Raw genomic sequence first — 23,094 nt, forward strand, 5'->3', positions numbered from 1 at the left:
TGTCAAGGGCGCTCCCTGCGGTCGCGTCGCTGCGCGATGGCCTTCGGCCACCCTGGACTCCCGTCCCTCCACCGCTATTGCTTGTTGAGGGGGCGGCCCCCGGAGCGGGGTCCCGGGGCTGCTGGTGCCCCGCTTGCGGTCCGCCCCCGGCCGCAGGCCGGTGGGCAGGGCGCCATCCCCTCGCGGTGGCTCCGGCTCAGCGGCCGCAGGCCGGTGGGTGATTGCCGCGTGCGGCAGGCCGGGATGGACCTGGGCCCGGCTATTCGGCTGTCAGGCCGGTCTGGTCGAGGTGTGGCTACATCAGTCCGCGTGAGGGGTCCGCAGGACCTCAATCCTGTCCGGTTTGCCGGGGTTTATGGCCTGCCTGCGGGCCCCCTCGGCCGCCTCATGTCGCCTCACCTCGGATTGGGCGTTGTCCCGGTGCAACAGACGGCCGACGGTCGCTTAGCCGAGCCGCGCAGCCCTCGAAGTGGCCGCGTGTCTTGCCCCGCCTACCGGGCTGAGGTCACCGACGAGAGCGCAGCCAGCGTCCCGGCTCAGGTGGGGCCCCGCTCCCCGGGGCCGCCCGACACTCATCTGCACCAGCGGGACGGGACGGACGGTCAAGGGGGGCCGGAGGCCATCGCGCAGCGACGCGACGTAGGAGCGCCCTTGAGGGTCCGGTCCGGCCCGCCATACTCAGCAAGCGGGCGGCCCCGGGTTTCCCGTCCACCTCTCGCTCCTGGTGAGCGCACGCGCCCGCGCGGCCCTTGTTACTTCACGCGCAGGTCCAGGATTCGGTCGTCCGTCTCGGTCGGGGATCCGCGGCCGTCCGTCTCGCTCGTCACCAGCCAGAGCTTGTTGTCGCCGGCGGCTTCCACCGTGCGCAGCCGGCCATAGTCCCCTTCGAGGAACGGCTGGGGGTCGGCCAGAGCCTTCTCGCCGTCCAGGGGGATGCGCCACAGGCGCTGGCCTCTCAGGCCCGCCATCCAGATGGAGCCCTCCGCCCAGGCGATCCCGCTGGGGGACGCCTCCTCCGTCGTCCACTGCGCCACGGGGTCGACGAACCCCGCCTTGCCCGCCTTGCCCTCGGCCTCCGGCCAGCCGTAGTTCTTGCCCGGCCGGATCAGATTGAGCTCGTCGTAGGTGTTCTGCCCGAACTCGGCCGCCCACAGCCGCTTCTCCGCGTCCCAGGCCAGCCCCTGCACATTGCGGTGCCCGTACGAATAGACCACCGAGTCCGGTTCCGGATTGCCGTGGGCCGGTTCGCCGTCCGGGGTCATCCGCAGGATCTTGCCGCCCAGCGACTTCTTGTCCTGGGCCAGCCCGGTGTCGCCCGTCTCGCCCGTGCCCGCGTACAGCATCTTGTCCGGGCCGAACGCGATCCGGCCGCCGTTGTGGATGAAGCCCTTGGGGATGCCCTTGAACACCGTGTCTGGAGCGCCCAGTTGCTGTCCGGCGGGCTTCCGCTCGTCGTACAGCATGCGCGCGATGCGGTTGTCGGACTCGGTGGTGAAATACGCGTAGACCATGCGGTCCGAGGCGTACGACGGAGAGAGCGCCAGGCCCATCAGGCCGCCCTCGCCGGCGGGCGCCACCCCGGACACCGAGCCGATCACGGTCTTCTTTCCGGTCTGCGCGTCCACCCGGGTGATCGTCCCCTCGTCGCGCGAGGAGGTCAGCAGATCGCCGTCCGGCAGCGGTGCCAGGCCCCACGGTGAGGCGAGACCGGTGGCGACCTCGCGGGCCACGGTCACCGAGCCCTTCGCCGGGGGCAGGGACGCGGAGCCACGCGCTCCGCCGGTGGCAGGTGGCGGCTGGGCCGCCGAGGTCGTCGGTTTCTCCGGGCTGCCCTGCGGCCCGGAGCAGCCCACAGAGAGCAGCAGCACGGTCGTGGCCATCATGGCCGTCACAGCAGAACGTCGCACGGTCAGTCCCTCTCGTCCGCCTGCCTTCAGCACATCACACGTACAAGTACACCGCTCGTGCCCCGGAGGTTCCCGTCGTTGTTCAGTCCCAGGACCCCATGGCCGACGGCAGGCCGGATATCTCCGCGAGATCCGCCGCCGTCAGCCGCACCGAGTCCGCGCCGGCGTTCTCCACCGCCCACCGCTCCCGCTTGGCGCCGGGGATCGGCACCACGTGCCGGCCCTGCCCCAGGACCCACGCCAGCGCGACCTGCGCCGGGGTCGTGCCGGAGCCGTGCCGCTCGGCGATCCGCCGCAGCCCGGCCACCACCGGCTGGTTCGCCGCCATCATCTCGGCGGTGAACCGGGGATGCCTGGCCCGTACGTCCTCCGGCTCGAACCCCTGCCCGGGCGTCAGCGTCCCGGTCAGAAACCCGTTGCCCAGCGGCATCGCGGCCAGGAAGCCCACCCCCCGCGCCTCGCACCACGGCAGCAGCGCGTCCAGCGCCTCCGGCGACCACACCGACAGCTCCGCCTCCACCGCGCTCACCGGGAAGACCTGCTGCACCCGCTCCAGCTGCCGGATCGTTCCGTCATGCATCCGCGCCCCGGGGCGCCGGGAAGCCCGCGCCCCGACCGCGCACACCCCGAGCGCCCGTACCTTCCCGGCGGTCACCAGCTCCGCCATCGCACCCCAGGTCTCCTCGACCGGCACCTCGGGATCGGCGCGGTGGAGTTGGTAGAGGTCGATGACATCGGTCTGCAGCCGGCGCAGCGAGGCGTCGCAGGCCCGCTTCACATAGCCCGGGCGGCCGTTGGCCACGATGTGCTGGTCACCCACCAGCAGCCCGCACTTGGTGGACACGAATGCCTCGGACCGCCGCTCCCTGAGCACGTGGCCGAGCAGCAGTTCATTGGTGAAGGGGCCGTACATGTCCGCCGTATCGAGCAGTGTCGAACCCCGGTCGAGCGCGGCGTGCACGGTGCGCAACGCACGCTCGCCGTGCTGCTGAGAGGCGGTGTAGGCCCAGTTCATCGGCATGCAGCCGAGCCCGACGGCGCCCACTTCGAGCGCTGCCGCCCCGATCGTCCTGCGCTCCACCTGCCCGTACCCCTCCCTCTGCCGCCCCCAAAACTAACCTCTGAGGTCCTGGCCGCTTCGCATAGCCTCCTGACCATGACTTCTGATGTGTGGCTGCCGATTCCCGCCGATGAGATCGAGGGGCTCCCCGAGGGCTTCGACTACCGTTTCTGGGACGGCGGCGCGGACTTCCCCGCCGATCCCGCGGACTGCGTGTTCTACGTGGTGCCGTACATGAAGGGGCCCGAGATCGCGGTCCGTCCGATGGCCGGGATGGCGTCCGTACGTGTAGTGCAGACGCTCTCGGCCGGAATAGACCATGTGGAGCCCGGGCTTCCCGAACTCGCCGCGGGGGTACGCCTGTGCAACGCCCGCGGCGTTCACGAGGCCAGCACGGCCGAGCTCACCCTTGCCCTGGTCCTCGCCTCGCTGCGGGGCATCCCCGGCTTCGTACACGGCCAGGACAGGGAGGAGTGGCGGGCCGGCTTCTATCCCGCGCTCGCCGACAAGTCCGTGCTGATCGTCGGCTACGGATCCATCGGCGCCGCCATCGAGGACCGGCTCGCACCGTTCGAGTGCGCGCGGGTGGCGCGCGTCGCGCGCTCTGCCCGCACCACAGAGCGCGGCCCGGTGCATGCCCTCTCCGAACTCCCCGCGCTGCTTCCCGAAGCCGACGTGGTGATCCTTTCCACCCCGCTCACCGAGCAGACGAAAGGCCTGGCGGGAGCCGACTTCCTGGCCCGGATGAAGGACGGCGCCCTGCTGGTGAACGTCGCCCGCGGCCCCGTGGCGGACACCAAGGCGCTGCTGGCCGAACTGGAGTCGGGCCGGCTGCGGGCCGCCCTCGACGTGACCGACCCGGAACCGCTTCCGGCGGGCCATCCGCTCTGGCACGCTCCGAATGTCCTCATCAGTCCCCACGTCGGCGGCAGCACTTCGGCGTTCATGCCGCGGGCGAAGCGTCTGCTCGCCGCTCAGCTGACGCGGTTCGCGGCGGGGGAGCCGGTGGAGAACGTCGTACTCGTCACTGAGTAGCGGGACTGAGGAGCGCGACTGAGTAGTGGGCGGCGGCAGCCACGCTCCGCAGCCACCCGTTCGCACCGCGTGTCCCCAACTCCCGCATTGGTCACGCAGAGTAGAGAAACTATGTCCCTGAGTGACGAAAGTGGTGTATCGTCCCGAGCAAGGGGCTGCGCCACGGTTTGTACGGCGCTGGGGTGTTGATCGGACTGCAAGGGGGGCGACGGGCGATGCACGGCCAATGGACGAACGATCCGACGCGGCAGGGCCGCCGACGCCGGCGTGCGCCGACCCACAGGCACAAGCCCCCGGCGGTGCCCGTCGGGGCGGCCCGGTGAGCGCCCCCGGGGCGCTGCTGAGCCGGCGTCCGGTCTCCGGCGGCGGGAAGAGTCTCCTCGCCCAGCTCCTGCTCGCGCTGGTGTGCGGCGGCTATGCCGCCGGGGCCGCGCTCGGCTGGGGTTCTCCGCAACTCGCGCTGGTCATGGGGGACTTCGGACTGAGCGCCGCCGCGCTGCTCGCCGCCGTCTCCTGCTATCTCTACGCGCGGACCAACGAGAGCCGCTTCCGGCCCGCCTGGCTGCTGTTCGCGTTCTCCTCCATGATGGCGGCCGCCGGCAACGCTGTCTGGGGATGGTACGAGGTGGTGCTCGGGCGCGAGATGCCCAGCCCCTCGCCGGCCGATCTCTTCTTCCTCTGTTTCGCGCCGCCGGCCATCGTCGGACTGCTGGTGCTCGCCAAGCGGCCCGTCACCAGGGCCGGCTGGGTCTGTCTCGCGCTCGACTCCTGGCTCATCGGCGGCTCGCTGCTGACCCTCTCCTGGAGCCTCGCCCTCGCGCACACCGCGCAGTCCGAGGGGGGCGAGAGCGTCGCGCACACCGCGCTCTCGCTCGCGTATCCGCTGCTGGACATCGTGCTGGTGTCGATGGTCCTCGCCCTGCACTTCCGCAGGTCGAACGCCAACCGTTCGGCGATCAACACCGCCATCGCCGCACTCGCCCTCACCGTGCTCTGCGACGCGCTGTTCACCTCGCCGCTGCTCCGCGAGAACTACCGCTCGGGCCAGCTCCTCGACGCGGGCTGGTTCGCCGGCTCGCTGCTCCTCGCGTACGCCCCGTGGGGCGCCCGCCGTGCGCGGCACGGAGGGGACGGCGCCGGATACAACGTCCGCGGCACCCGCCCGCACAGCCGTCCGATCACCGGCTCACTGCCCGCCCTCACGCCGTACCTCGCGGCCGCCGTGTGCACGCTGGGCATTCTCTACAACGTCATCGACGGCCGCCGGGTGGACCGGGTGGTGGTCTTCACCGCCTGCACGGTCGTCCTGGCCCTCGTGGTCCGTCAGGGCATCATGCTGGTCGACAACATCGCCCTTACCCAGGAGCTGGCCCAGAAGGAGAACCACTTCCGCTCGCTCGTCCAGGGCTCCAGCGACGTGATCATGATCGCCGCGCCCACCGGCATGCTGCGGTACGTCAGCCCGGCCGCCACCGGGGTGTACGGGCGCGAGGCGGAGGAACTGGTCGGCTCCGAGCTCTCGATGCTCATCCACCCCGAGGACCTGGGCCGGGTCGTCCACGAGGTCCGGCGGTTTCTGGCCGCCCCACCCGCGCAGGAGCCCACCACGCGCATCGAGTGCCGCTTCAAGTCCGGCACCGGGGAATGGCTCAATGTCGAGTCCACGGTCAACCGCCACCAGGGCGGCCTGATCCTCAACAGCCGCGACGTCACCGAACGGGTCCGTCTCCAGGCCCAGTTGCAGCACAACGCCGAACACGACCCGCTCACCGACCTGCCCAACCGCGCCCTGTTCACCCAGCGGGTCCGCCAGGCCCTGTCCGGCCGCAGAGCCACCGACCCCGGCACCGCCGTCCTCTTCATCGATCTCGACGGCTTCAAGGCGGTGAACGACAGCATCGGCCACCAAGCCGGCGACGAGCTGCTGATCCAGGCAGCCCGCCGCCTCCAGGACTCGGTTCGGGCGGGGGACACCGCGGCCCGGCTCGGCGGTGACGAGTTCGCGGCGCTCATCCTCGGCGACGGCGGCGGCGACCGCAGCGCCCGGGAGTACCAGGTGCAGGAGATCGCCGACCGGCTACGCACCACGCTCTCCAAGCCTTACCGGATCGAGGGCAGGGACGTCCGGGTCGCGGCCAGCATCGGCGTCGCCTTCGCGGACGAGGGCATCACCCCGACCGATCTGATGCGCAACGCCGACCTGGCGATGTACCGGGCCAAGGCGGGCGGCAAGGACCGGGTCGAGCTGTACGCGCCGCAGATGCAGGCCGATGTCGTACGGCGGGCCGAACTGGCCACCCGGCTGCGCACCGCGCTGCACGAGGGCGAGTTCGCGCTCCTCCACCAGCCCGTGGTCTCCCTGGCGGACGGCCGGATCGCCGCGGTCGCCGCCCAGGCGCGCTGGAGATCCGCCCAGGGCATTCTGCTCACCCCGGCCGAAATCCTGCGGGTCGCCGACAGCACGGAGGCCGCCGAGGGCTCCCGCACCGCCCAGCTGGGCCGCCGGCTGCTGGAGGAGGCCGTGGAGCAGGCCGCCGAGCGCCACCGCGCCGGTCACGAGGCTCCCGTGTACGTCCGGATGTCCGCCCAGCGGCTGCTGGACCGGGCCACGCCCTATGGCTCCGTCGAAGCCCTCCTCACCCGGCACGGCCTGCCCTCCGGTGCTCTGGTGATCGAGCTGGCGGACAGCGACCCGCGCGTGCCGTTCGACGAGCTGGAGCGGCGTCTGGTCGCCCTGCGCAGACTGGGCGTACGGATCGCGCTGGACGGCTTCGGCAGCGGCTACGCGGCCATCAGCGCCCTGCGCAGGCTCCCCGTCGACGTCCTGAAACTGGACCGCGGGCTGGTCGAGGGGGTGGTGGAATCAGCCAGACTTCACAAGATCACCTCGGGTCTCCTGCGCATCGCGAACGATCTGGGCATGCAGTCCGTGGCCGACGGCGTCGACGTGCCGGAGCAGGTCCTCGTGCTGCGCGGGATGGGCTGCACGCACGGCCAGGGGATGGCCTTCTCCGGGCCGCTCGACGAGTACCGGCTACGACGCGCCCTGGTCCGGGCCGAGTTTCCGGTGCCCGGCGTGGCCGCTCTGCCGGCGCTGGCCGGCGGCTCCCTGCCCGTACGCCATGGCTCAAATAATGAGACGCGCGTCCCACCCACTTGACATCCCCCGCGCGCCGGGGGGAAGGTCAGTGCCATGCGCACCCGAATTCTCGTACTTGGAAAGCGCGTCGGCTGAGCAGGGCCACATGAAAACCCTGCGGACCCCTCCCGACGCGCTCCCCTCGCTTGCCTCACGGCACGAGGGGTTTTTTGTTGCACTGGTACTACTGCCAAACCGATAGAACTCCTCGCAAAAACCCTCAGCTTCGAGAAGAGAATGCCGATGACCGAGCAGGCCACCGGGGCCCACCATCCGCAGCCGCGGGCCCGTACCGGCGGACACCAGATCGCTGCAGTTGAGCACGTCACGGGCGCGCAGTCCCTCATCCGCTCTCTCGAGGAAGTGGGGTGCGACACCGTCTTCGGCATTCCGGGTGGCGCGATCCTCCCGGCCTACGACCCGATGATGGACTCCAAGCGGGTCCGGCACATCCTCGTCCGCCACGAGCAGGGCGCCGGGCACGCCGCCACCGGCTACGCCCAGGCCACCGGCAAGGTCGGCGTCTGCATGGCCACCTCCGGCCCCGGCGCGACCAACCTGGTCACCCCGATCGCCGACGCCCACATGGACTCCGTCCCGCTGGTCGCGATCACCGGCCAGGTCTCCTCCAAGGCGATCGGCACGGACGCCTTCCAGGAGGCGGACATCGTCGGCATCACCATGCCGATCACCAAGCACAACTTCCTGGTCACCAAGGCCGAGGACATCCCGCGGACCATCGCCGAGGCGTTCCACATCGCCTCGACCGGCCGTCCCGGCCCGGTCCTCGTCGACATCGCCAAGGACGCCCTCCAGGCGCAGACGACCTTCAGCTGGCCGCCGTCCCAGGACCTGCCTGGCTACCGGCCGGTCACCAAGCCGCACGCCAAGCAGATCCGCGAGGCCGCCAAGCTGATCGTCCAGGCCAAGCGGCCCGTGCTGTACGTCGGCGGCGGCGTCATGAAGGCCGGCGCCACCGCCGAGCTGAAGGTGCTGGCCGAGCTCACCGGAGCGCCCGTCACCACCACCCTGATGGCGCTCGGCTCCTTCCCCGACAGCCACCCGCTGCACGTGGGAATGCCCGGCATGCACGGTGCGGTCACAGCCGTCACCGCGCTGCAGAAGTCCGACCTGCTGATCGCCCTCGGTACCCGCTTCGACGACCGGGTCACCGGCAAGCTGGACAGCTTCGCGCCCTTCGCGAAGATCATCCACGCTGACATCGACCCGGCCGAGATCGGTAAGAACCGCGCGGTCGACGTCCCGATCGTCGGCGACGCCCGCGAGGTCATCGCCGACCTGGTCCAGGCCGTCCAGGCCGAGCACACCGAGGGCAACGCCGGCGACTACACCGCCTGGTGGAAGGACCTCAACCGCTGGCGCGACACCTACCCGCTGGGCTACGACCTGCCGGACGACGGCAGCCTCTCCCCGCAGCAGGTCATCGAGCGCATCGGCAAGCTCGCCCCCGAGGGCACCATCTACGCGGCCGGCGTCGGCCAGCACCAGATGTGGGCCTCGCACTTCATCCAGTACGAGCAGCCCGCCACCTGGCTGAACTCCGGCGGCGCCGGAACGATGGGCTACGCGGTGCCGGCCGCCATGGGCGCCAAGGCCGGCATGCCGGACCGCACGGTCTGGGCGATCGACGGCGACGGCTGCTTCCAGATGACCAACCAGGAACTGGTCACCTGCGCGCTGAACAACATCCCGATCAAGGTCGCGATCATCAACAACGGCGCCCTCGGGATGGTCCGCCAGTGGCAGACCCTCTTCTACAACCAGCGCTACTCCAACACCGTGCTGCACTCCGGCCCGGAGGCGAGCGGCCGGGAGCCCAGCGCCGGCACCCGCGTCCCGGACTTCGTCAAGCTGTCCGAGGCCATGGGCTGCGTCGCGATGCGCTGTGAGGACCCGGCGGACCTGGACAAGGTCATCGCCGAGGCCAACGCGATCAACGACCGGCCGGTCGTGATCGACTTCATCGTCCACGAGGACGCCATGGTGTGGCCGATGGTCGCCGCCGGCACCTCGAACGACGAGGTCATGGCGGCCCGGGGCGTCCGCCCCGACTTCGGCGACAACGAAGACGACTGAGAAGTCCGAGAGAGAAGACCGAGAGAGACCGACACCATGTCCAAGCACACGCTCTCCGTCCTGGTCGAGAACACACCGGGCATCCTGGCGAGGATCGCCGCCCTGTTCTCCCGCCGCGGCTTCAACATCGACTCGCTCGCCGTCGGCGTCACCGAGCACCCCGACATCTCCCGCATCACCATCGTGGTCAATGTCGAGGACCTGCCGCTGGAGCAGGTGACCAAGCAGCTCAACAAGCTGGTCAACGTCCTGAAGATCGTCGAACTCGAGCCGGGCGCTGCGATCCAGCGCGAGCTCGTTCTGGTGAAGGTGCGCGCCGACAACGAAACGCGCTCCCAGATCGTCGAGATCGTCCAGCTCTTCCGCGCCAAGACCGTGGACGTCTCCCCGGATGCCGTCACCATCGAGGCCACGGGCGGGGCCGACAAGCTCGAGGCCATGCTCAAGATGCTGGAGCCGTACGGGATCAAGGAGCTCGTCCAGTCCGGCACGATCGCCATAGGGCGGGGCGGCCGCTCCATCACGGACCGCAGCCTCCGGGCGCTCGACCGGTCCGCCTGACACGCTGCTCGCGCAGCGCTGAGACACGTGCTCGCATAGCGAGACCGGAAAGCTTCCTCACCCATCCCCGCCGTACGGTGGAAAGCAAGCTGCATCACTTTCACCAAGTGCACACCAAGGAGAAGAACCAGTGGCCGAGCTGTTCTACGACGCCGACGCCGACCTGTCCATCATCCAGGGCCGCAAGGTCGCGGTCATCGGCTACGGCAGTCAGGGCCACGCCCACGCGCTGTCGCTCCGTGACTCGGGTGTCGATGTGCGCGTCGGTCTGCACGAGGGCTCCAAGTCCAAGGCCAAGGCCGAGGAGCAGGGCCTGCGTGTGGTGACTCCGGCCGAGGCGGCCGCCGAGGCCGACGTCATCATGGTCCTCATCCCGGACCCGATCCAGGCCAAGGTCTACGAGGAGTCCATCAAGGACAACCTCAAGGACGGCGACGCGCTGTTCTTCGCCCACGGCTTCAACATCCGCTTCGGCTTCATCAAGCCCCCGGCCGGCGTCGACGTCGCGCTGGTCGCCCCCAAGGGCCCGGGCCACCTGGTCCGCCGCCAGTACGAGGAAGGCCGCGGAGTTCCCGCGATCGCCGCCGTCGAGCAGGACGCGACCGGCAACGCCTTCCCGCTCGCGCTCTCGTACGCCAAGGCCATCGGCGGCACCCGGGCGGGCGTCATCAAGACGACCTTCACCGAGGAGACCGAGACCGACCTCTTCGGTGAGCAGGCCGTCCTCTGCGGTGGCGCCTCGGCGCTCGTGAAGGCGGGCTTCGAGACCCTCGTCGAGGCCGGCTACCAGCCCGAGATCGCGTACTTCGAGTGCCTCCACGAGCTGAAGCTGATCGTGGACCTCATGTACGAGGGCGGCCTGGAGAAGATGCGCTGGTCGGTCTCCGAGACCGCCGAGTGGGGCGACTACGTCACCGGTCCCCGCGTCATCACGGACCAGACCAAGGCCGAGATGAAGAAGGTCCTCGCCGAGATCCAGGACGGCACCTTCGCCAAGAACTGGATGGCCGAGTACCACAACGGTCTGCCCAAGTACAACGAGTACAAGAAGGCGGACAGCGACCACCTGCTGGAGACCACCGGCAAGGAGCTCCGCAAGCTCATGAGCTGGGTCGACAACGACGACGCGTAAGTAGTACGGACGGGGGGCCGCGGCACTGAAGCCGCGGCCCCTTGTCCACACCGGCCAACCACGGACGGGTGATCCTTCCGCGAGGGCGGAAAACATGGACCGTACCGCCACTAGACTGCTACCCATACGCGTCAGGCCCACAGTGTCGTGCGTCTTCCACGCGGCTAGCCCCTCCACCGCCTGCGGCCGTCGGGACGGCCGTCCGCACTGGACTTGTGAGGACTCACGTGAGCTCGAAACCTGTCGTACTCATCGCTGAAGAGCTGTCGCCCGCCACCGTCGACGCCCTGGGCCCGGACTTCGAGATCCGGCACTGCAACGGCGCCGACCGTGCGGAGCTGCTGCCCGCCATCGTCGATGTCGACGCGATTCTCGTACGCAGCGCCACCAAGGTCGACGCGGAGGCCATCGCCGCCGCGAAGAAGCTGCGGGTCGTCGCCCGCGCGGGTGTCGGCCTGGACAACGTCGACGTCTCCGCCGCCACCAAGGCCGGCGTGATGGTCGTGAACGCCCCGACCTCCAACATCGTCACCGCCGCCGAGCTGGCCTGCGGTCTGCTGGTCGCCACCGCGCGCAACATCCCGCAGGCCAACACCGCCCTCAAGAACGGCGAGTGGAAGCGCTCGAAGTACACCGGTGTCGAGCTGAGCGAGAAGACCCTCGGCGTCGTCGGCCTCGGCCGGATCGGTGTCCTGGTCGCGCAGCGCATGTCGGCCTTCGGGATGAAGATCGTCGCGTACGACCCCTACGTACAGCCGGCGCGCGCCGCCCAGATGGGCGTCAAGCTGCTCGCGCTCGACGAGCTGCTCGAGGTCTCCGACTTCATCACCGTCCACCTGCCGAAGACGCCCGAGACGCTCGGACTGATCGGCCACGAGGCGCTGCACAAGGTCAAGCCGTCGGTCCGCATCGTCAACGCCGCGCGTGGCGGGATCGTCGACGAGGAGGCGCTGGCCAGCGCGCTCAAGGAGGGCCGGGTCGCCGGCGCGGGCCTCGACGTGTACGCGAAGGAGCCGTGCACCGACTCCCCGCTCTTCGAGTTCGACCAGGTCGTCTGCACCCCGCACCTCGGCGCGTCCACCGACGAGGCCCAGGAGAAGGCGGGCATCTCGGTCGCCCGTTCCGTGCGCCTGGCGCTTGCCGGCGAGCTCGTGCCCGACGCGGTCAACGTCCAGGGCGGGGTCATCGCCGAGGACGTACGCCCGGGCCTGCCGCTCGCCGAGAAGCTCGGCCGGATCTTCACCGCACTCGCGGGCGAGGTCGCGGTCCGCCTCGATGTCGAGGTGTACGGCGAGATCACCCAGCACGACGTCAAGGTGCTGGAGCTCTCCGCGCTCAAGGGCGTCTTCGAGGACGTCGTCGACGAGACCGTGTCGTACGTCAACGCTCCGCTCTTCGCGCAGGAGCGCGGCGTGGAGGTCCGCCTCACCACCAGCTCGGAGTCCCCGGACCACCGCAACGTGGTCACCGTCCGCGGCACCCTGTCCGGCGGCGAGGAGGTCGCGGTCTCCGGCACGCTGGCCGGTCCCAAGCACCTGCAGAAGATCGTCGCGGTCGGCGACTACGACGTGGACCTGGCGCTCGCCGACCACATGGTGGTCCTGCGCTACAGCGACCGCCCGGGCGTGGTCGGCACCGTAGGCCGGATCCTCGGCGAGGCCGGTCTGAACATCGCCGGCATGCAGGTCTCGCGCGCGGAGGAGGGCGGCGAGGCGCTCGTCGTGCTCACCGTCGACGACACCGTGCCGCCGAACGTGCTGGCGGAGATCGCCGAGGAGATCGGCGCGACCTCGGCCCGGACGGTCAACCTCACCGACTGACCTGCGCGTCCCGCCGTACGTACGCCGAAAGGGCCCGGGAGACCGGGCCCTTTCGGCGTACTCACAGTGGATCAGCGCTCCGGACACCTCACGGGAACAGAAGTGAAGCCGCGCAGCCCCCCGAGACGGTGAACCGGGGGCGCCGCCAGTTCCAGACCCGGAACGCGCCGCCGGAGCCGGCACAGCACCATCGACATCTCCGCGTACACCAGTTCCGCGCCGAGGCTGTGGTGTGCGTCCGCGCCGAAGCTCAGATGACGCGCCGCCTCGCGGCCGGGAGAGAACTCGTCCGGCTGGGAGAAGGTGCCGGGATCCCGGTTGGCGGCGCCCAGCAGCGGCCACACCTGAGCCCCCGCCGGTACCGGCACGCCGCCGAGGAGCACCGCACGCGTGGAGATGCGGGGGACGGGGGGAAACTGGACGGGAGCGTCGTAGCGGAGTACCTCGTCCACGAACATCCGGGCGGTGGCGGGGCAGTTCAGATAGACCGTCTGGTGCGGGTGCCGGACCATCAGCACCACACCCGTCTCGATACCAGCGGTGACCTGCGGATACCCGGCGACCATGAACCCCGTGAGCATGCTGATGAGTTCGTCGTGCGGCAGGACCTCCGGACGGTGGGTGTGCGCCTGGACGAGTTCCGACATCAGATCATCGCCGGGCGTGTGACGCCGGCGAGCCACCTCGGCCCGCAGGTAGTCGGTCAGCTGTCGCATCGCCGCGGCGCCGCCGGATTCCTGCCCGGGCATCGGTCCCGAGGCGGGGAAGATCGCGGCGATGAGCGCCGACACGAGATCCCGGTCGCCGCGGGGCAGCCCGAGCAGATGCATGAGTGCGTCTCGGGGGAAGGCCTCGGCGAGGCCGGTGATGTCGACGACGCCACCGCTGCGCAGGGACTCCACCACAGGGTCGAGCAGCTGGTCGCAGCGGGCGGCGATCCACGGCTCCTGACGGCGCACATGCCGGCGGAACCGCCGGGCCACCGCGGTTCGCATGCGCGCGTGCCGGCGTGGATCCTGTGCGTTCTCGGCGCTGCCGGCGTTCTCGGCGCGGGCCGGCCCCGCGGCCGGGAAGGACGCGCGTGCGGTCAGCACGCGCAGGCAGTCGGGGTACCGGGTCAGCAGATAGGCCCCGCTCCGGGTCCGGTACGCGGGCTCGCTCCGGCGCAGCCGTTCGTAGACGGGGTACGGGTCGCCGGTGTGGATGTCCGCCGGCGCATCAGGGGCGTCAACGGCCGCCATCGCACTCGCCCCTCTCGGTGATCCGGGATCGTGGCGTCAGGAACTCCACACCGACATTCACCCCTCCGGACGGACGACGTGCGACTCGGCACCCCACCGCGTTGCGCCGAACGGGTGGACGGCGGGCCGGGCGCGCATGCTGCGTGCGCGTGCGCATGCTCGGCGGACTACAGCCGGGCCGCCTTCAGGGCCATGTGCAGCAGCAGCCGGTCCTCGCCCTCGTCCAGGTCCAGGTCCGTCACCTGTTCCACCCGCGAGAGCCGGTAGTACAGCGTCTGCCGGTGGATGCCCAGCGCCGCCGCCGCGCGGCCCGCCTGGCCCGCGTGGTCCAGGAACACCTCGGCGGTGCGTGCCAGTTCGGCATGGGCCGGGAGCAGCAGGGTGCGTACGGCGCGGTCGTGCGCGGGGTTGCGGGGGAGTGCCGTCAGCATCCGGTACGGGCCGATCGCCCCCCACTCCGCGACCGGGCCCAGCCGTGGCTGCGCCGCCGCCGCGCGGGCGGCGGCCGTTGCCTCCTGCCAGGCGGCGCCCAGGTCGGTGAGCCCGCGCCGGGGATCGGCGACCCCGGCGGTGGCCGGCCCGCCCGCGGTGCCGAGCAGGCGGGTCGCGGCCGTGTGCGCCGGGGCCGGCACGTCCGCCGAGCGCAGGCGCACCAGTACGGCCAGCGCCCGGGCCGCCCCGGGCGCGTCCGTACCCGCGATGTCGCCCGCGCCACCCGCGCTATCGCCCGCGCCGGCAGCGGAGCCGCCGCCCTGGCCGGGCACGCTCCACGGCGCCACGCACACCGCCGCCGCACCCGGTACCCCGCCCACGCCCTGCGGATCCTCGCCCCGCCACGGGGCCACGCACATCACCGCGTGCAGCCCGTCCGCGTTCGGGCCCAGGGCCGCCCGCAGGGACGCCACCGCCATGTCGCGCTGCCAGCCGCGCCCCGCGGTCAGCACGGCCCGGAACTCCCGGGACAGATCCGCGCCCGCCTTCGCCTCGTCGGCCAGCAGCGCCCCGATACGGGCCGCGACGTCCATGGCCGCGGCGAGCCGGTCCGGGGTCGGTCCCGGGTCGGCGTCCAGCAGCCATACGTAACCGTGGACGATCCCCCGGTGGCGTACGGGCAGGCAGATCCGGCCCCGGAACACCCCGGCGTCCGGCGCCGCCGGGATCCGTACCGGGCCGGTCGCGCGGGCGATCCCGAAGCCTTCGAACCAGGCCCGCACCGCCGCCGTCGACTGCCGGGTGAGGATCGAGCGGGTCCGCACCGGGTCCATGGCGAGGTCGTCCTCGCTGTCGTGCGCGCCGAAGGCGATCAGCCGGAAGTCCCGGTTCTCCAAGGTCGCGGGAGCCCCGAGCAGCGCTGAGATCTCGTCGACCAGTTCCTGGTAGTCACCCTGCACGCGGCCATTCTCGCACCCCCTTCAGACATATGTCTGAGATCCCGGTCATGGATGCGTGACAGCTGTCGATGGCAGACGATCGGAGCGATCCTTAGGTTTCACGGTGGTTATCCGTGCCGTACCGGTTCTGTTGTGATCCGTTCCGAATGCGGCCTTCTCTGTACTCTCCGTGGAGGTCCCCGTGCTGGGTCCCGTGATCCTCGCCGCGTCGCGCAGCGACAAGATGCGCCGCATCGTCTCGGCCGCTCCGGTCACCAAGCCCGTGGTGAACCGGTTCATCGCCGGCGAGACGGTCGAGGAGACGGTCCCGGTCGTCCAGGCCATGGCCGACCGCGGCCTGGAGGTCACGCTGGACGTCCTCGGCGAGGACATCACCGACCCGGCCGAGGCGATGCGCGCCCGTGACGCGTACCTGGAGCTGGTCGAATCGCTGGCCCCGCTCGGCCTCGGCGCCCGCGCGGAGATGTCGGTCAAGCTCTCCTCCTTCGGGCAGGCGCTCGCCGGCGGCCACGACCTGGCGCTGAAGAACGTCACCGCGGTCGTCGAGGCCGCCGCCGAGATCGGCACCACGGTCACCCTCGACATGGAGGACCACACCACGGTCGACTCCACGCTCGCGATCCACGCCGAGCTGCGTGAGCGCTTCCCGCAGACCGGCGCCGTCGTCCAGTCGTACCTGTTCCGAACCGAGGACGACTGCCGGGCGCTCGCCGCGGCCGGCTCCCGGGTGCGGCTGGTCAAGGGCGCGTACAAGGAGCCCGCCTCGGTCGCGTTCCAGGACAAGGCCGAGGTCGACAAGGCATACATCCGCTGCCTGAAGATTCTGATGGAGGGCGAGGGGTACCCGATGATCGGGTCCCACGACCCGCGGATCATCGCCATCACCCAGGAGCTCGCACGCAAGGCCGGCCGCAAGCTCGACGAGTACGAGTTCCAGATGCTGTACGGCATCCGGCAGGACGAGCACGACCGCCTCGCCGCGGAGGGCCACCGGATGCGCGTGTACATCGCCTACGGAACCGACTGGTACGGATACTTCATGCGCCGCCTCGCGGAGCGCCCGGCCAACCTCGCCTTCTTCATCCGCTCGCTCGTCAGCCGCGGCTGAACCCCGCTATCACTTAAGGAGATTCGGCACTCATGGACGCTGTGACCCAGGTCCCCGCGCCGGTCAACGAGCCGGTGCACAGCTACGCGCCCGGTTCCGCCGAGCGCATCCGCCTCGAGACCAAGCTCAAGGAGCTGGCCGAGAACCCCATCGACCTCCCGATGACCATCGGCGGCGTCCGGCGGATGGGCGGCGGCGAGCGTTTCGACGTCGTACAGCCGCACGACCACAAGGCCGTCCTCGGTACGTACGGCAACGCCACCACCCAGGACGCCCAGGACGCGATCGACGCCGCGCTCGCCGCCGCGCCGGCCTGGCGTGCGATGGCCTTCGACGACCGCGCCGCGATCATCCTGCGCGCCGCCGAGCTGCTGTCGACCACCTGGCGCGAGACGCTGGCCGCGTCCACCATGCTCGGCCAGTCGAAGACCGCCCAGCAGGCCGAGATCGACACCCCCTGCGAGCTCATCGACTTCTGGCGTTTCAACGTGCACTTCGCGCGCCAGATCCTCGCCGAGCAGCCGGTCGCCAACTCCACCGGTGTGTGGAACCGCAGCGACCACCGGCCGCTGGAGGGCTTCGTCTACGCGATCACGCCCTTCAACTTCACGGCGATCGCCGGCAACCTGCCCACCGCCCCCGCCCTGATGGGCAACGTGGTGGTCTGGAAGCCGTCCCCGACCCAGACGCACGCCGCGGTCCTGCTCATGCAGCTCCTCGAAGAGGCCGGCCTGCCCAAGGGCGTGATCAACCTCGTCACGGGTGACGGCCTGGCCGTCTCCGAGGTGGCCCTGGAGCACCCGGAACTCGCCGGTATCCACTTCACCGGCTCGACGAAGACCTTCCAGTACCTGTGGAAGACCGTCGGCAACAACATCGAGAAGTACAAGGGCTACCCGCGCCTCGTCGGCGAGACGGGCGGCAAGGACTTCGTCGTCGCGCACCCGTCCGCGGACCGCGGGATCCTGAAGACCGCCCTGACCCGCGGCTCGTTCGAGTTCCAGGGCCAGAAGTGCTCGGCGTCCTCGCGGGCGTACATCCCCGCCTCCATCTGGAACTCCGGTTTCAAGGAGGAGTTCGCGGCCGAGGTCGACGGCATCACCATGGGTGACGTCACCGACCTGACGCACTTCATGGGCGCCGTCATCGACGAGCGCTCGTTCGCGAAGAACAAGGCCGCGATCGACCGTGCGGCCGAGGACCCGACCTGCACGATCGTCGCGGGCGGCACGTACGACGACTCGGTCGGCTACTTCGTACGCCCGACCGTCATCGAGTGCACGGACCCGGAGAACGAGGTCTTCACGACCGAGTACTTCGGCCCGATCCTCGCCGTGCACGTCTACGAGGACGACCGGTTCGACGCGATGCTGGCCCAGATGGAGGCGGTCTCGGCGTACGCCCTGACCGGCGCCGTCATCGCCCAGGACCGGGCGGCGGCCGCCGACGCGATGAACAAGCTCCGCTTCGCCGCGGGCAACTTCTACATCAACGACAAGTCGACCGGTGCCGTGGTCGGCCAGCAGCCGTTCGGCGGCGGCCGCGCCTCGGGCACCAACGACAAGGCCGGCTCCGCGTCGAACCTGATGCGCTGGACCTCGACCCGCTCCATCAAGGAGACCCTGGTCCCGCCGACCGACTACCACTACCCGCACATGGGCTGACCGGCCCACCTGTGACTCCGCCCCCGCTCCGGCCACCCCCGTGCCGGACCGGGGGCGGCTCACGTCGGGGCCCGGACAGGCCCTGGGTTCGTCAGACCTTGCGCCAGCGGGCCATCGCGAACGAGAAGGCGCCGAACAGCGCCAGGCCCACCGCTACTGCGACCAGCAGCCAGGGGCCGGCCGGGGTGTCGGCGAAGGAGCGGAGGGTGTCGTCGAGGCCCTTGGCCTTGTCCGGCTCGTAGTCGACCGCTGCCCGGACCGCGAACGCGCCCAGCGCCGCGAAGACGAGGCCGCGGGCGACCCCGCCCGCGACACCGGTGACGTCCACGGCCTGCCGGGCCCGCCGAGACATCTCGCCGAGCTTCAGGTGCTTGTGGTACTTGCGCAGCGCCGCGCGTATGCCGATCCAGATCCCGGCGATCGCGATGCCCAGCCCGGCGAGGCCCACCAGCCACTGGCCGGCGGGCATTTCGAGCACCTTGGACGTCGCGTCCTGCGACTGCTGGTCGCTCGATCCGCTGCCCTGGTCGCCCGCGGCGAAGGCGAGCACGGAGTAGGACACCACGGCGTAGAAGAGGAAGCGCCCCGCCGACAGCAGCCGTTTGCCCGGCTTGTGGCCGTCCGGGCCGGCCGCGCCGAAGAGGGCCTCGGAGAGCCGCCACAGCGCCATCCCGACGAGTCCGATCCCCACCGCCCACAGGGCGACCGCCCCCATCGGCTTCCCGGACAGCTCGGTGAGCGCACCGCCCCGGTCGGCCTCGTTCCCGCCCTGCCCGAAGGCGATCTGCAGGGCGAGCAGTCCGATGAGCAGATAGATCAGCCCGCGGGCGACAAAGCCCCACCGGGCGGCGGCTTCCATGGCCGAACTGTTGGCGGCCCGCCGGGCCGTGAGTGTGGTCATAGGGGCCGTGTGCCCCGTCAGGCCGCGGCGAACTCGGCCAGCGTGCGTAGGTAGTGTCCGCCGAAGTCGATACGGGTGAGGTGCTTGAAGCGGTATGTCGACGGGGTGGGCGACCAGCGGGCCTCCGGGTCGACTTCCAGCACGCCGCAGGACTTCGCGCGGTAGCCGACCGGACGGCCGACCCAGCAGACGTCGGGGTCGCGCGTCTCCTCGTGGAAGGCGAGGAGGGGGTGGTGGGCCGCCGCGTCCCGGACGAGACCCGGGGACGTGCTCAGGTCGAGCGCGGGATGAACCGGCCACTGACCCCTGCGGCGCAGCACCCGCAAGGTCAGGGAGTCCTCGTCACCCAGGCGCCGGACCCGGGTGATGTCTGGTGTCCGTACGGCGGTGAAGCCGTCCGGGCGCAGGTCCTCGCAGACGGCGAGGAGGGTCCAGGCGGGGGATGTCCCCAGGACGAGACCGTCGAGGCGGTCCGCGCCACGGATCGAGCGGTGGACACGGACCAGGCGTGGCGCGCCGACGGCGCGGGCGAGTCTGGCGGCCGTCTTCCGGGCGCTCTCCTCGGGGGTCTTGGACATACGGGGATTGTCGCAACCGCACCCCGCGCCCGGCACCCGGATTTCCACCCCGGAACCGGAACCGGCCGGCGCGACGTCGTGATCGGCATGACTGCTGCTGGTACCGAACGCCACCTCGACTGGGACGGCTGCTTCAACGTCCGCGACCTGGGCGGGCTGGGGAGCGTGAAGCCGGGCGCGGTGGTCCGGGCCGACCGGATGGAGTCGCTCACCGCCCGGGGCTGGGCAGCCGTCCACGCGTACGGCATACGCACCGTCATCGACCTCCGGAACGACGACGAACGGGGCGACGACACCGCGCCCCGACCGGCCGGGATCACGACGGTCCGGCTGCCGCTCGACGGCATCGAGCACCGGGACTTCTGGGACGAGTGGTGGGGGACCCCGGACTTCGGTACGCCGCTGTACTTCCGGCCGTTCATGGAACGCTTCCCCGACCGGGTGGCGGCCGTGGGCTCATCTCGCTGGTGCTGCTCCGGCTCATGGGCGTGGCGGCTCCGGACGTGGCCGCCGACCACGGCCTCAGCGCGCCCCGGATGAAGGCGATGTACGCGGCTCGCGGCATGGAGGACGATCAGCCGGCGATCGAGGCGTATGTCGCGGGGCGCGACACCACCGTGTACGACCTCGCGCTGGAGGCGGCCGCATGGCTGGACGCGGAGGCGTACCTGTGTTCGGCCGGGGTCGCCATGGCTGATCTGGCCGGGGTCCGGGCGCGGATGGGAGTGGGATGGTGGGGGTGAACAACAGTTCCCGTTTCTTTCAGTGGATATCCAGTATTCTCAGTGAATAGCGTGACGTCGTGAAGCTTTCCGAGTGGGCGGCGCGCAACGGCGTGCACTACCAGACCGCGTGGACCTGGGCGAAAGAGGGCCGTATGCCGGTCCCGGTCGTCCAGACGCCGTCGGGTACATGGCTCGTGACCGAGTCCGTCTCGCAGGCTGCGGGGCGGGTCGTGGCGTACTGCCGTGTCTCGTCCGGTGACCAGAGAGAGGACCTGGAGCGCCAGGTCGCCCGGACCGTTCAGGGCGCAACGTCCCGGGGTCTCGCGGTCGCTGACGTGGTGACGGAGGTCGGCTCCGGCTTGAACGGGCGCCGGCGCAAGCTGCACCGGCTGCTCGCCGACCCGGGTGTGGGGACGATCGTGGTCGAGCACCGCGACAGCCTCGCCCGGTTCGGCGTCGAGCACCTGGAAGCGGCCCTCTCGGCCTCGGGGCGGCGCCTGCTCGTCCTTGACCCGGCGGAGACGGCCGACGACCTCGTACGGGATATCACCGAGGCCCTGACCTTGATGTGCGCACGCCTGTACGGCCGGCGCTCCGCGAAGAATCGCGCCGCCCGGGCCGTCGCCGTCGCCACCGGCCCGGAGGTGGCCGGATGAAGAAGTTCAAGCCACAGCCGGGTTTCACCGTCCTCGCGCACAAGCTCGCGCTGGACCCGAACGCCACGGCCGACCGCCACTTGCACTCGCACGCAGGTGCCGCGCGGGCCGCGTACAACTGGGCGGTCGCGTACATCACCGCCGTGTGGTGGCAGCGCAGGGCCGAGCAGTCGTACGGCATCCCCGAGGACGAGCTGACTCCGTGGCGGTCGTGGTCGCTGCCCTCGCTGCGGAAGGCGTTCAACGAGGACAAGCGCACCAACCCGCGCTTCGCCGACTGGTGGGAGGAGAACTCCAAGGAGGCATACAACACCGGACTGGCAGGCGCGTCCGCGGCGTTCGACAACTACGCGAAGTCCAAGAGCGGCAAGCGCAAGGGCCTAAAGATGGGCATCCCCCGCTTCAAGTCGAAACACAAAGCGCGCCTGACCTGCCGGTTCACCACCGGCACGATCCGCATCGAGCCTGACGGCAGACACGTCACCCTGCCCAGGATCGGCACCGTCCGCCTCCACGAGAACCGAGCTGACCTGCGAGCCCTCATCGACGCGGGGAACATGCGGATTCTGTCCGCGACCGCCTGCCTGGACCGGGGCCGCTGGTTCGTGTCGTTCCAGGTCGAGCAGAAGCACCAGCTGGTGAAAGTGGCCCGCCCGGACGCGGCGGTCGGTATCGACCTCGGCATCAAGACCCTCGCGGTCCTCGCGGACAGCGACGGTGTTCTCGGCGAGGAACCCAGCCCACGCCACCTCGACCGCGCGCAGAAGCAGCTGCGCCGCGCCAGCCGGATCGTCTCCCGCCGCCAGGGCCCCGACCGGCGCACCGGGCAACGGCCCTCCCGCCGCTGGGAGAAGGCCAACCAGGTGCGGAACAAGATCCATCACCGGGTCGCGAACCTTCGCGAGGACACCCTCCACAAGATGACGACCCGTCTCGCCTCCGAGTACGGCACGATCGTTGTGGAAGACCTCAACGCCGCCGGCATGGGCCGCAACCGGCGCCTGTCCCGCCGCGTCGCGGATGCCGCCTTCGGCGAGATCCGACGCCAGCTCACCTACAAGACCCGTCGGCGCGGCACGCGACTCGTCGTCGCCGACCGCTGGTTCCCCTCCTCGAAGACCTGCTCCCGCTGCGGTGTGGTGAAAGCCAAGCTGCCCCTCAGCGTGCGTGTCTTCGAGTGCGACAACTGCGGCTTCGTCCTCGGCAGGGACGCCAACGCCGGACACAACCTGGTCGCCCTCGCGGCCCGCACGACAGGTACCGGAGTGGCCGGAGACCTGGACCCCGCCGTCAAGGCGGAGTCGAAGCCCCGTGGAGCCGACCGGAAGACCCGCACCACCCGCCCGCGCCGCAAGGCCGGGACGGGGCGGGCAGGTGGCACAATCCCCAGCCCCCGGGCAGGGAAGGAAACGGGAGACCGTCAACAGGACACCGGCGGCGCAACTCGCGCTCTGGTGAGACCGTTACGGACCATTCCAGCGGAAACGCCGGGAGTGCTGGGATCACTTGATGATCAAAGCAACGGATGACCGAGGTACTGACGAGCCGTTGCGGACCGCGCACACCTTCGAGCTCGCACCGACGACCCGTCAGGAGATCCACGCTCTGCTGGTTGCCGCCTTCGAGGGCGACTTCAGTGACCAGGACTGGGACCACGGGCTGGGCGGCGTCCACGCGTGGATACGGGACGGGCGCGGGCTCGCCGCGCACGGCAGTGTGATCCAGCGCCGGGTGCTGCACGGGGGCCGGTCGTACCGCGTCGGGTACGTCGAAGCGGTCGCGGTGCGTGCCGACCGGCGCCGGGAGGGGCTGGGCGGGCGGGTCATGGACGCGCTGGAGCGGGTGATCGACGGCGCGTACGCGCTGGGAGCGCTGTCCGCGTCCGACGACGGGGCCGCGCTCTACACCGCCCGGGGCTGGCAGTTGTGGCCCGGCCGCATCGCGGCGCTGGGACCGGACGGCGTCGTGCCGCTGCCGGACGAGGAGGACTCCACGTACCTGCGTCCGGCAGCGGGCGGCGCCCTGCCGGCCCCCGACTCTCAGCTGGTCTTCGACTGGCGGGACGGTGACCTGCTCTGA

The 23,094-nt window shown here is 70.7% G+C and carries 19 protein-coding genes; 13 read left to right on the forward strand and 6 right to left on the reverse strand.

Going from position 1 to position 23,094, the window contains the following annotated elements:
* Positions 1 to 752: 752 nt before the first annotated feature.
* Both ACWV17_RS08845 and ACWV17_RS08850 read right to left on the reverse strand, forming a co-directional pair.
* The gene (locus ACWV17_RS08845) at positions 753 to 1,892 is read right to left on the reverse strand and encodes a PQQ-dependent sugar dehydrogenase (RefSeq protein WP_455359324.1); all 1,140 of its coding nucleotides are present in this window, start codon (positions 1,890 to 1,892) and stop codon (positions 753 to 755) included.
* Positions 1,893 to 1,989: 97 nt separating this feature from the next.
* Positions 1,990 to 2,988, reverse strand: coding sequence for an aldo/keto reductase (locus tag ACWV17_RS08850; protein WP_455359218.1), 999 nt, complete (start codon positions 2,986 to 2,988; stop codon positions 1,990 to 1,992).
* Positions 2,989 to 3,063: 75 nt separating this feature from the next.
* Between ACWV17_RS08850 and ACWV17_RS08855 the strand changes: the two genes are divergently transcribed.
* The 6 genes from ACWV17_RS08855 to serA all read left to right on the forward strand — a co-directional run bounded on the left by ACWV17_RS08855 (position 3,064) and on the right by serA (position 12,751).
* The gene (locus ACWV17_RS08855; protein ID WP_455356710.1) at positions 3,064 to 4,002 is read left to right on the forward strand and encodes a 2-hydroxyacid dehydrogenase; all 939 of its coding nucleotides are present in this window, start codon (positions 3,064 to 3,066) and stop codon (positions 4,000 to 4,002) included.
* A 319-nt stretch (positions 4,003 to 4,321) separates the two neighbouring features.
* Positions 4,322 to 7,162 carry a putative bifunctional diguanylate cyclase/phosphodiesterase gene (locus tag ACWV17_RS08860; protein WP_455359219.1) on the forward strand — a complete coding sequence of 947 codons (2,841 nt, stop codon included), beginning with the start codon at positions 4,322 to 4,324 and terminating at the stop codon, positions 7,160 to 7,162.
* 216 nt (positions 7,163 to 7,378) lie between these two features.
* On the forward strand, positions 7,379 to 9,238 hold the full coding sequence (locus ACWV17_RS08865) for an acetolactate synthase large subunit (RefSeq protein ID WP_455356712.1): 1,860 nt from the start codon (positions 7,379 to 7,381) through the stop codon (positions 9,236 to 9,238).
* 36 nt (positions 9,239 to 9,274) lie between these two features.
* The gene (gene ilvN / locus ACWV17_RS08870) at positions 9,275 to 9,799 is read left to right on the forward strand and encodes an acetolactate synthase small subunit (protein ID WP_455356713.1); all 525 of its coding nucleotides are present in this window, start codon (positions 9,275 to 9,277) and stop codon (positions 9,797 to 9,799) included.
* 130 nt (positions 9,800 to 9,929) lie between these two features.
* Positions 9,930 to 10,931 (forward strand): ketol-acid reductoisomerase, encoded by a 1,002-nt coding sequence (gene ilvC / locus ACWV17_RS08875; RefSeq protein WP_455356714.1) that lies wholly within the window; start codon positions 9,930 to 9,932, stop codon positions 10,929 to 10,931.
* Between the two features lie 227 nt (positions 10,932 to 11,158).
* On the forward strand, positions 11,159 to 12,751 hold the full coding sequence (gene serA, locus ACWV17_RS08880; protein ID WP_455356715.1) for a phosphoglycerate dehydrogenase: 1,593 nt from the start codon (positions 11,159 to 11,161) through the stop codon (positions 12,749 to 12,751).
* Positions 12,752 to 12,822: 71 nt separating this feature from the next.
* Here serA and ACWV17_RS08885 read toward each other — a convergent pair whose 3' ends face one another.
* Both ACWV17_RS08885 and ACWV17_RS08890 read right to left on the reverse strand, forming a co-directional pair.
* Positions 12,823 to 13,992, reverse strand: coding sequence for a cytochrome P450 (locus ACWV17_RS08885; protein ID WP_455359220.1), 1,170 nt, complete (start codon positions 13,990 to 13,992; stop codon positions 12,823 to 12,825).
* A 167-nt stretch (positions 13,993 to 14,159) separates the two neighbouring features.
* Positions 14,160 to 15,383 carry a PucR family transcriptional regulator gene (locus ACWV17_RS08890; protein WP_455359221.1) on the reverse strand — a complete coding sequence of 408 codons (1,224 nt, stop codon included), beginning with the start codon at positions 15,381 to 15,383 and terminating at the stop codon, positions 14,160 to 14,162.
* Between the two features lie 181 nt (positions 15,384 to 15,564).
* On the opposite strand from ACWV17_RS08890, the gene ACWV17_RS08895 reads away from it, so the two are divergent.
* Both ACWV17_RS08895 and pruA read left to right on the forward strand, forming a co-directional pair.
* Positions 15,565 to 16,491 (forward strand): proline dehydrogenase family protein, encoded by a 927-nt coding sequence (locus tag ACWV17_RS08895; protein WP_455359222.1) that lies wholly within the window; start codon positions 15,565 to 15,567, stop codon positions 16,489 to 16,491.
* Between the two features lie 32 nt (positions 16,492 to 16,523).
* Positions 16,524 to 18,155 carry an L-glutamate gamma-semialdehyde dehydrogenase gene (gene pruA, locus ACWV17_RS08900; protein WP_455359223.1) on the forward strand — a complete coding sequence of 544 codons (1,632 nt, stop codon included), beginning with the start codon at positions 16,524 to 16,526 and terminating at the stop codon, positions 18,153 to 18,155.
* Positions 18,156 to 18,246: 91 nt separating this feature from the next.
* On the opposite strand, the gene ACWV17_RS08905 is transcribed toward pruA, so the two are convergent.
* Together ACWV17_RS08905 and ACWV17_RS08910 are read right to left on the reverse strand one after the other, a co-directional pair.
* The gene (locus ACWV17_RS08905; protein ID WP_455359224.1) at positions 18,247 to 19,056 is read right to left on the reverse strand and encodes a DUF1206 domain-containing protein; all 810 of its coding nucleotides are present in this window, start codon (positions 19,054 to 19,056) and stop codon (positions 18,247 to 18,249) included.
* 17 nt (positions 19,057 to 19,073) lie between these two features.
* Positions 19,074 to 19,634 carry a hypothetical protein gene (locus tag ACWV17_RS08910; RefSeq protein ID WP_455359225.1) on the reverse strand — a complete coding sequence of 187 codons (561 nt, stop codon included), beginning with the start codon at positions 19,632 to 19,634 and terminating at the stop codon, positions 19,074 to 19,076.
* A gap of 87 nt (positions 19,635 to 19,721) precedes the next feature.
* Between ACWV17_RS08910 and ACWV17_RS08915 the strand changes: the two genes are divergently transcribed.
* From ACWV17_RS08915 to ACWV17_RS08935, 5 genes are read left to right on the forward strand one after another with little or no spacing between them, the layout of a single operon-like run.
* Entirely contained in the window at positions 19,722 to 20,174 is a 453-nt protein-coding gene (locus ACWV17_RS08915; RefSeq protein ID WP_455359226.1) for a tyrosine-protein phosphatase, read from the forward strand.
* Complete coding sequence (locus tag ACWV17_RS08920; RefSeq protein WP_455359227.1) at positions 20,138 to 20,377, forward strand: hypothetical protein; 240 nt, start codon at positions 20,138 to 20,140, stop codon at positions 20,375 to 20,377. Before ACWV17_RS08915 ends, ACWV17_RS08920 begins: the two co-directional genes overlap by 37 nt.
* Before the next feature lie 59 nt (positions 20,378 to 20,436).
* The gene (locus ACWV17_RS08925; RefSeq protein ID WP_455359228.1) at positions 20,437 to 21,015 is read left to right on the forward strand and encodes an IS607 family transposase; all 579 of its coding nucleotides are present in this window, start codon (positions 20,437 to 20,439) and stop codon (positions 21,013 to 21,015) included.
* Positions 21,012 to 22,544: an IS607 family element RNA-guided endonuclease TnpB gene (tnpB, locus tag ACWV17_RS08930; RefSeq protein ID WP_455359229.1), complete on the forward strand. Its 1,533-nt coding sequence runs from the start codon at positions 21,012 to 21,014 to the stop codon at positions 22,542 to 22,544. The genes ACWV17_RS08925 and tnpB overlap by 4 nt, the downstream gene beginning before the upstream one ends.
* On the forward strand, positions 22,525 to 23,094 hold the full coding sequence (locus tag ACWV17_RS08935) for a GNAT family N-acetyltransferase (RefSeq protein ID WP_455359230.1): 570 nt from the start codon (positions 22,525 to 22,527) through the stop codon (positions 23,092 to 23,094). The genes tnpB and ACWV17_RS08935 overlap by 20 nt, the downstream gene beginning before the upstream one ends.

The sequence above is a fragment of the Streptomyces mabaensis genome, from assembly GCF_053763515.1.

Coding starts and splice junctions, on each gene's coding strand:
- ACWV17_RS08855 (WP_455356710.1), top strand. CDS start 3,064: ATGACTTCTGATGTGTGGCTGCCGATTCCCGCCGATGAGATCGAGGGG.
- ACWV17_RS08865 (WP_455356712.1), top strand. CDS start 7,379: ATGCCGATGACCGAGCAGGCCACCGGGGCCCACCATCCGCAGCCGCGG.
- ilvN (WP_455356713.1), top strand. CDS start 9,275: ATGTCCAAGCACACGCTCTCCGTCCTGGTCGAGAACACACCGGGCATC.
- ACWV17_RS08885 (WP_455359220.1), bottom strand. CDS start 13,992: ATGGCGGCCGTTGACGCCCCTGATGCGCCGGCGGACATCCACACCGGC.
- pruA (WP_455359223.1), top strand. CDS start 16,524: ATGGACGCTGTGACCCAGGTCCCCGCGCCGGTCAACGAGCCGGTGCAC.
- ACWV17_RS08905 (WP_455359224.1), bottom strand. CDS start 19,056: ATGACCACACTCACGGCCCGGCGGGCCGCCAACAGTTCGGCCATGGAA.
- ACWV17_RS08910 (WP_455359225.1), bottom strand. CDS start 19,634: ATGTCCAAGACCCCCGAGGAGAGCGCCCGGAAGACGGCCGCCAGACTC.
- ACWV17_RS08915 (WP_455359226.1), top strand. CDS start 19,722: ATGACTGCTGCTGGTACCGAACGCCACCTCGACTGGGACGGCTGCTTC.
- tnpB (WP_455359229.1), top strand. CDS start 21,012: ATGAAGAAGTTCAAGCCACAGCCGGGTTTCACCGTCCTCGCGCACAAG.
- ACWV17_RS08935 (WP_455359230.1), top strand. CDS start 22,525: ATGATCAAAGCAACGGATGACCGAGGTACTGACGAGCCGTTGCGGACC.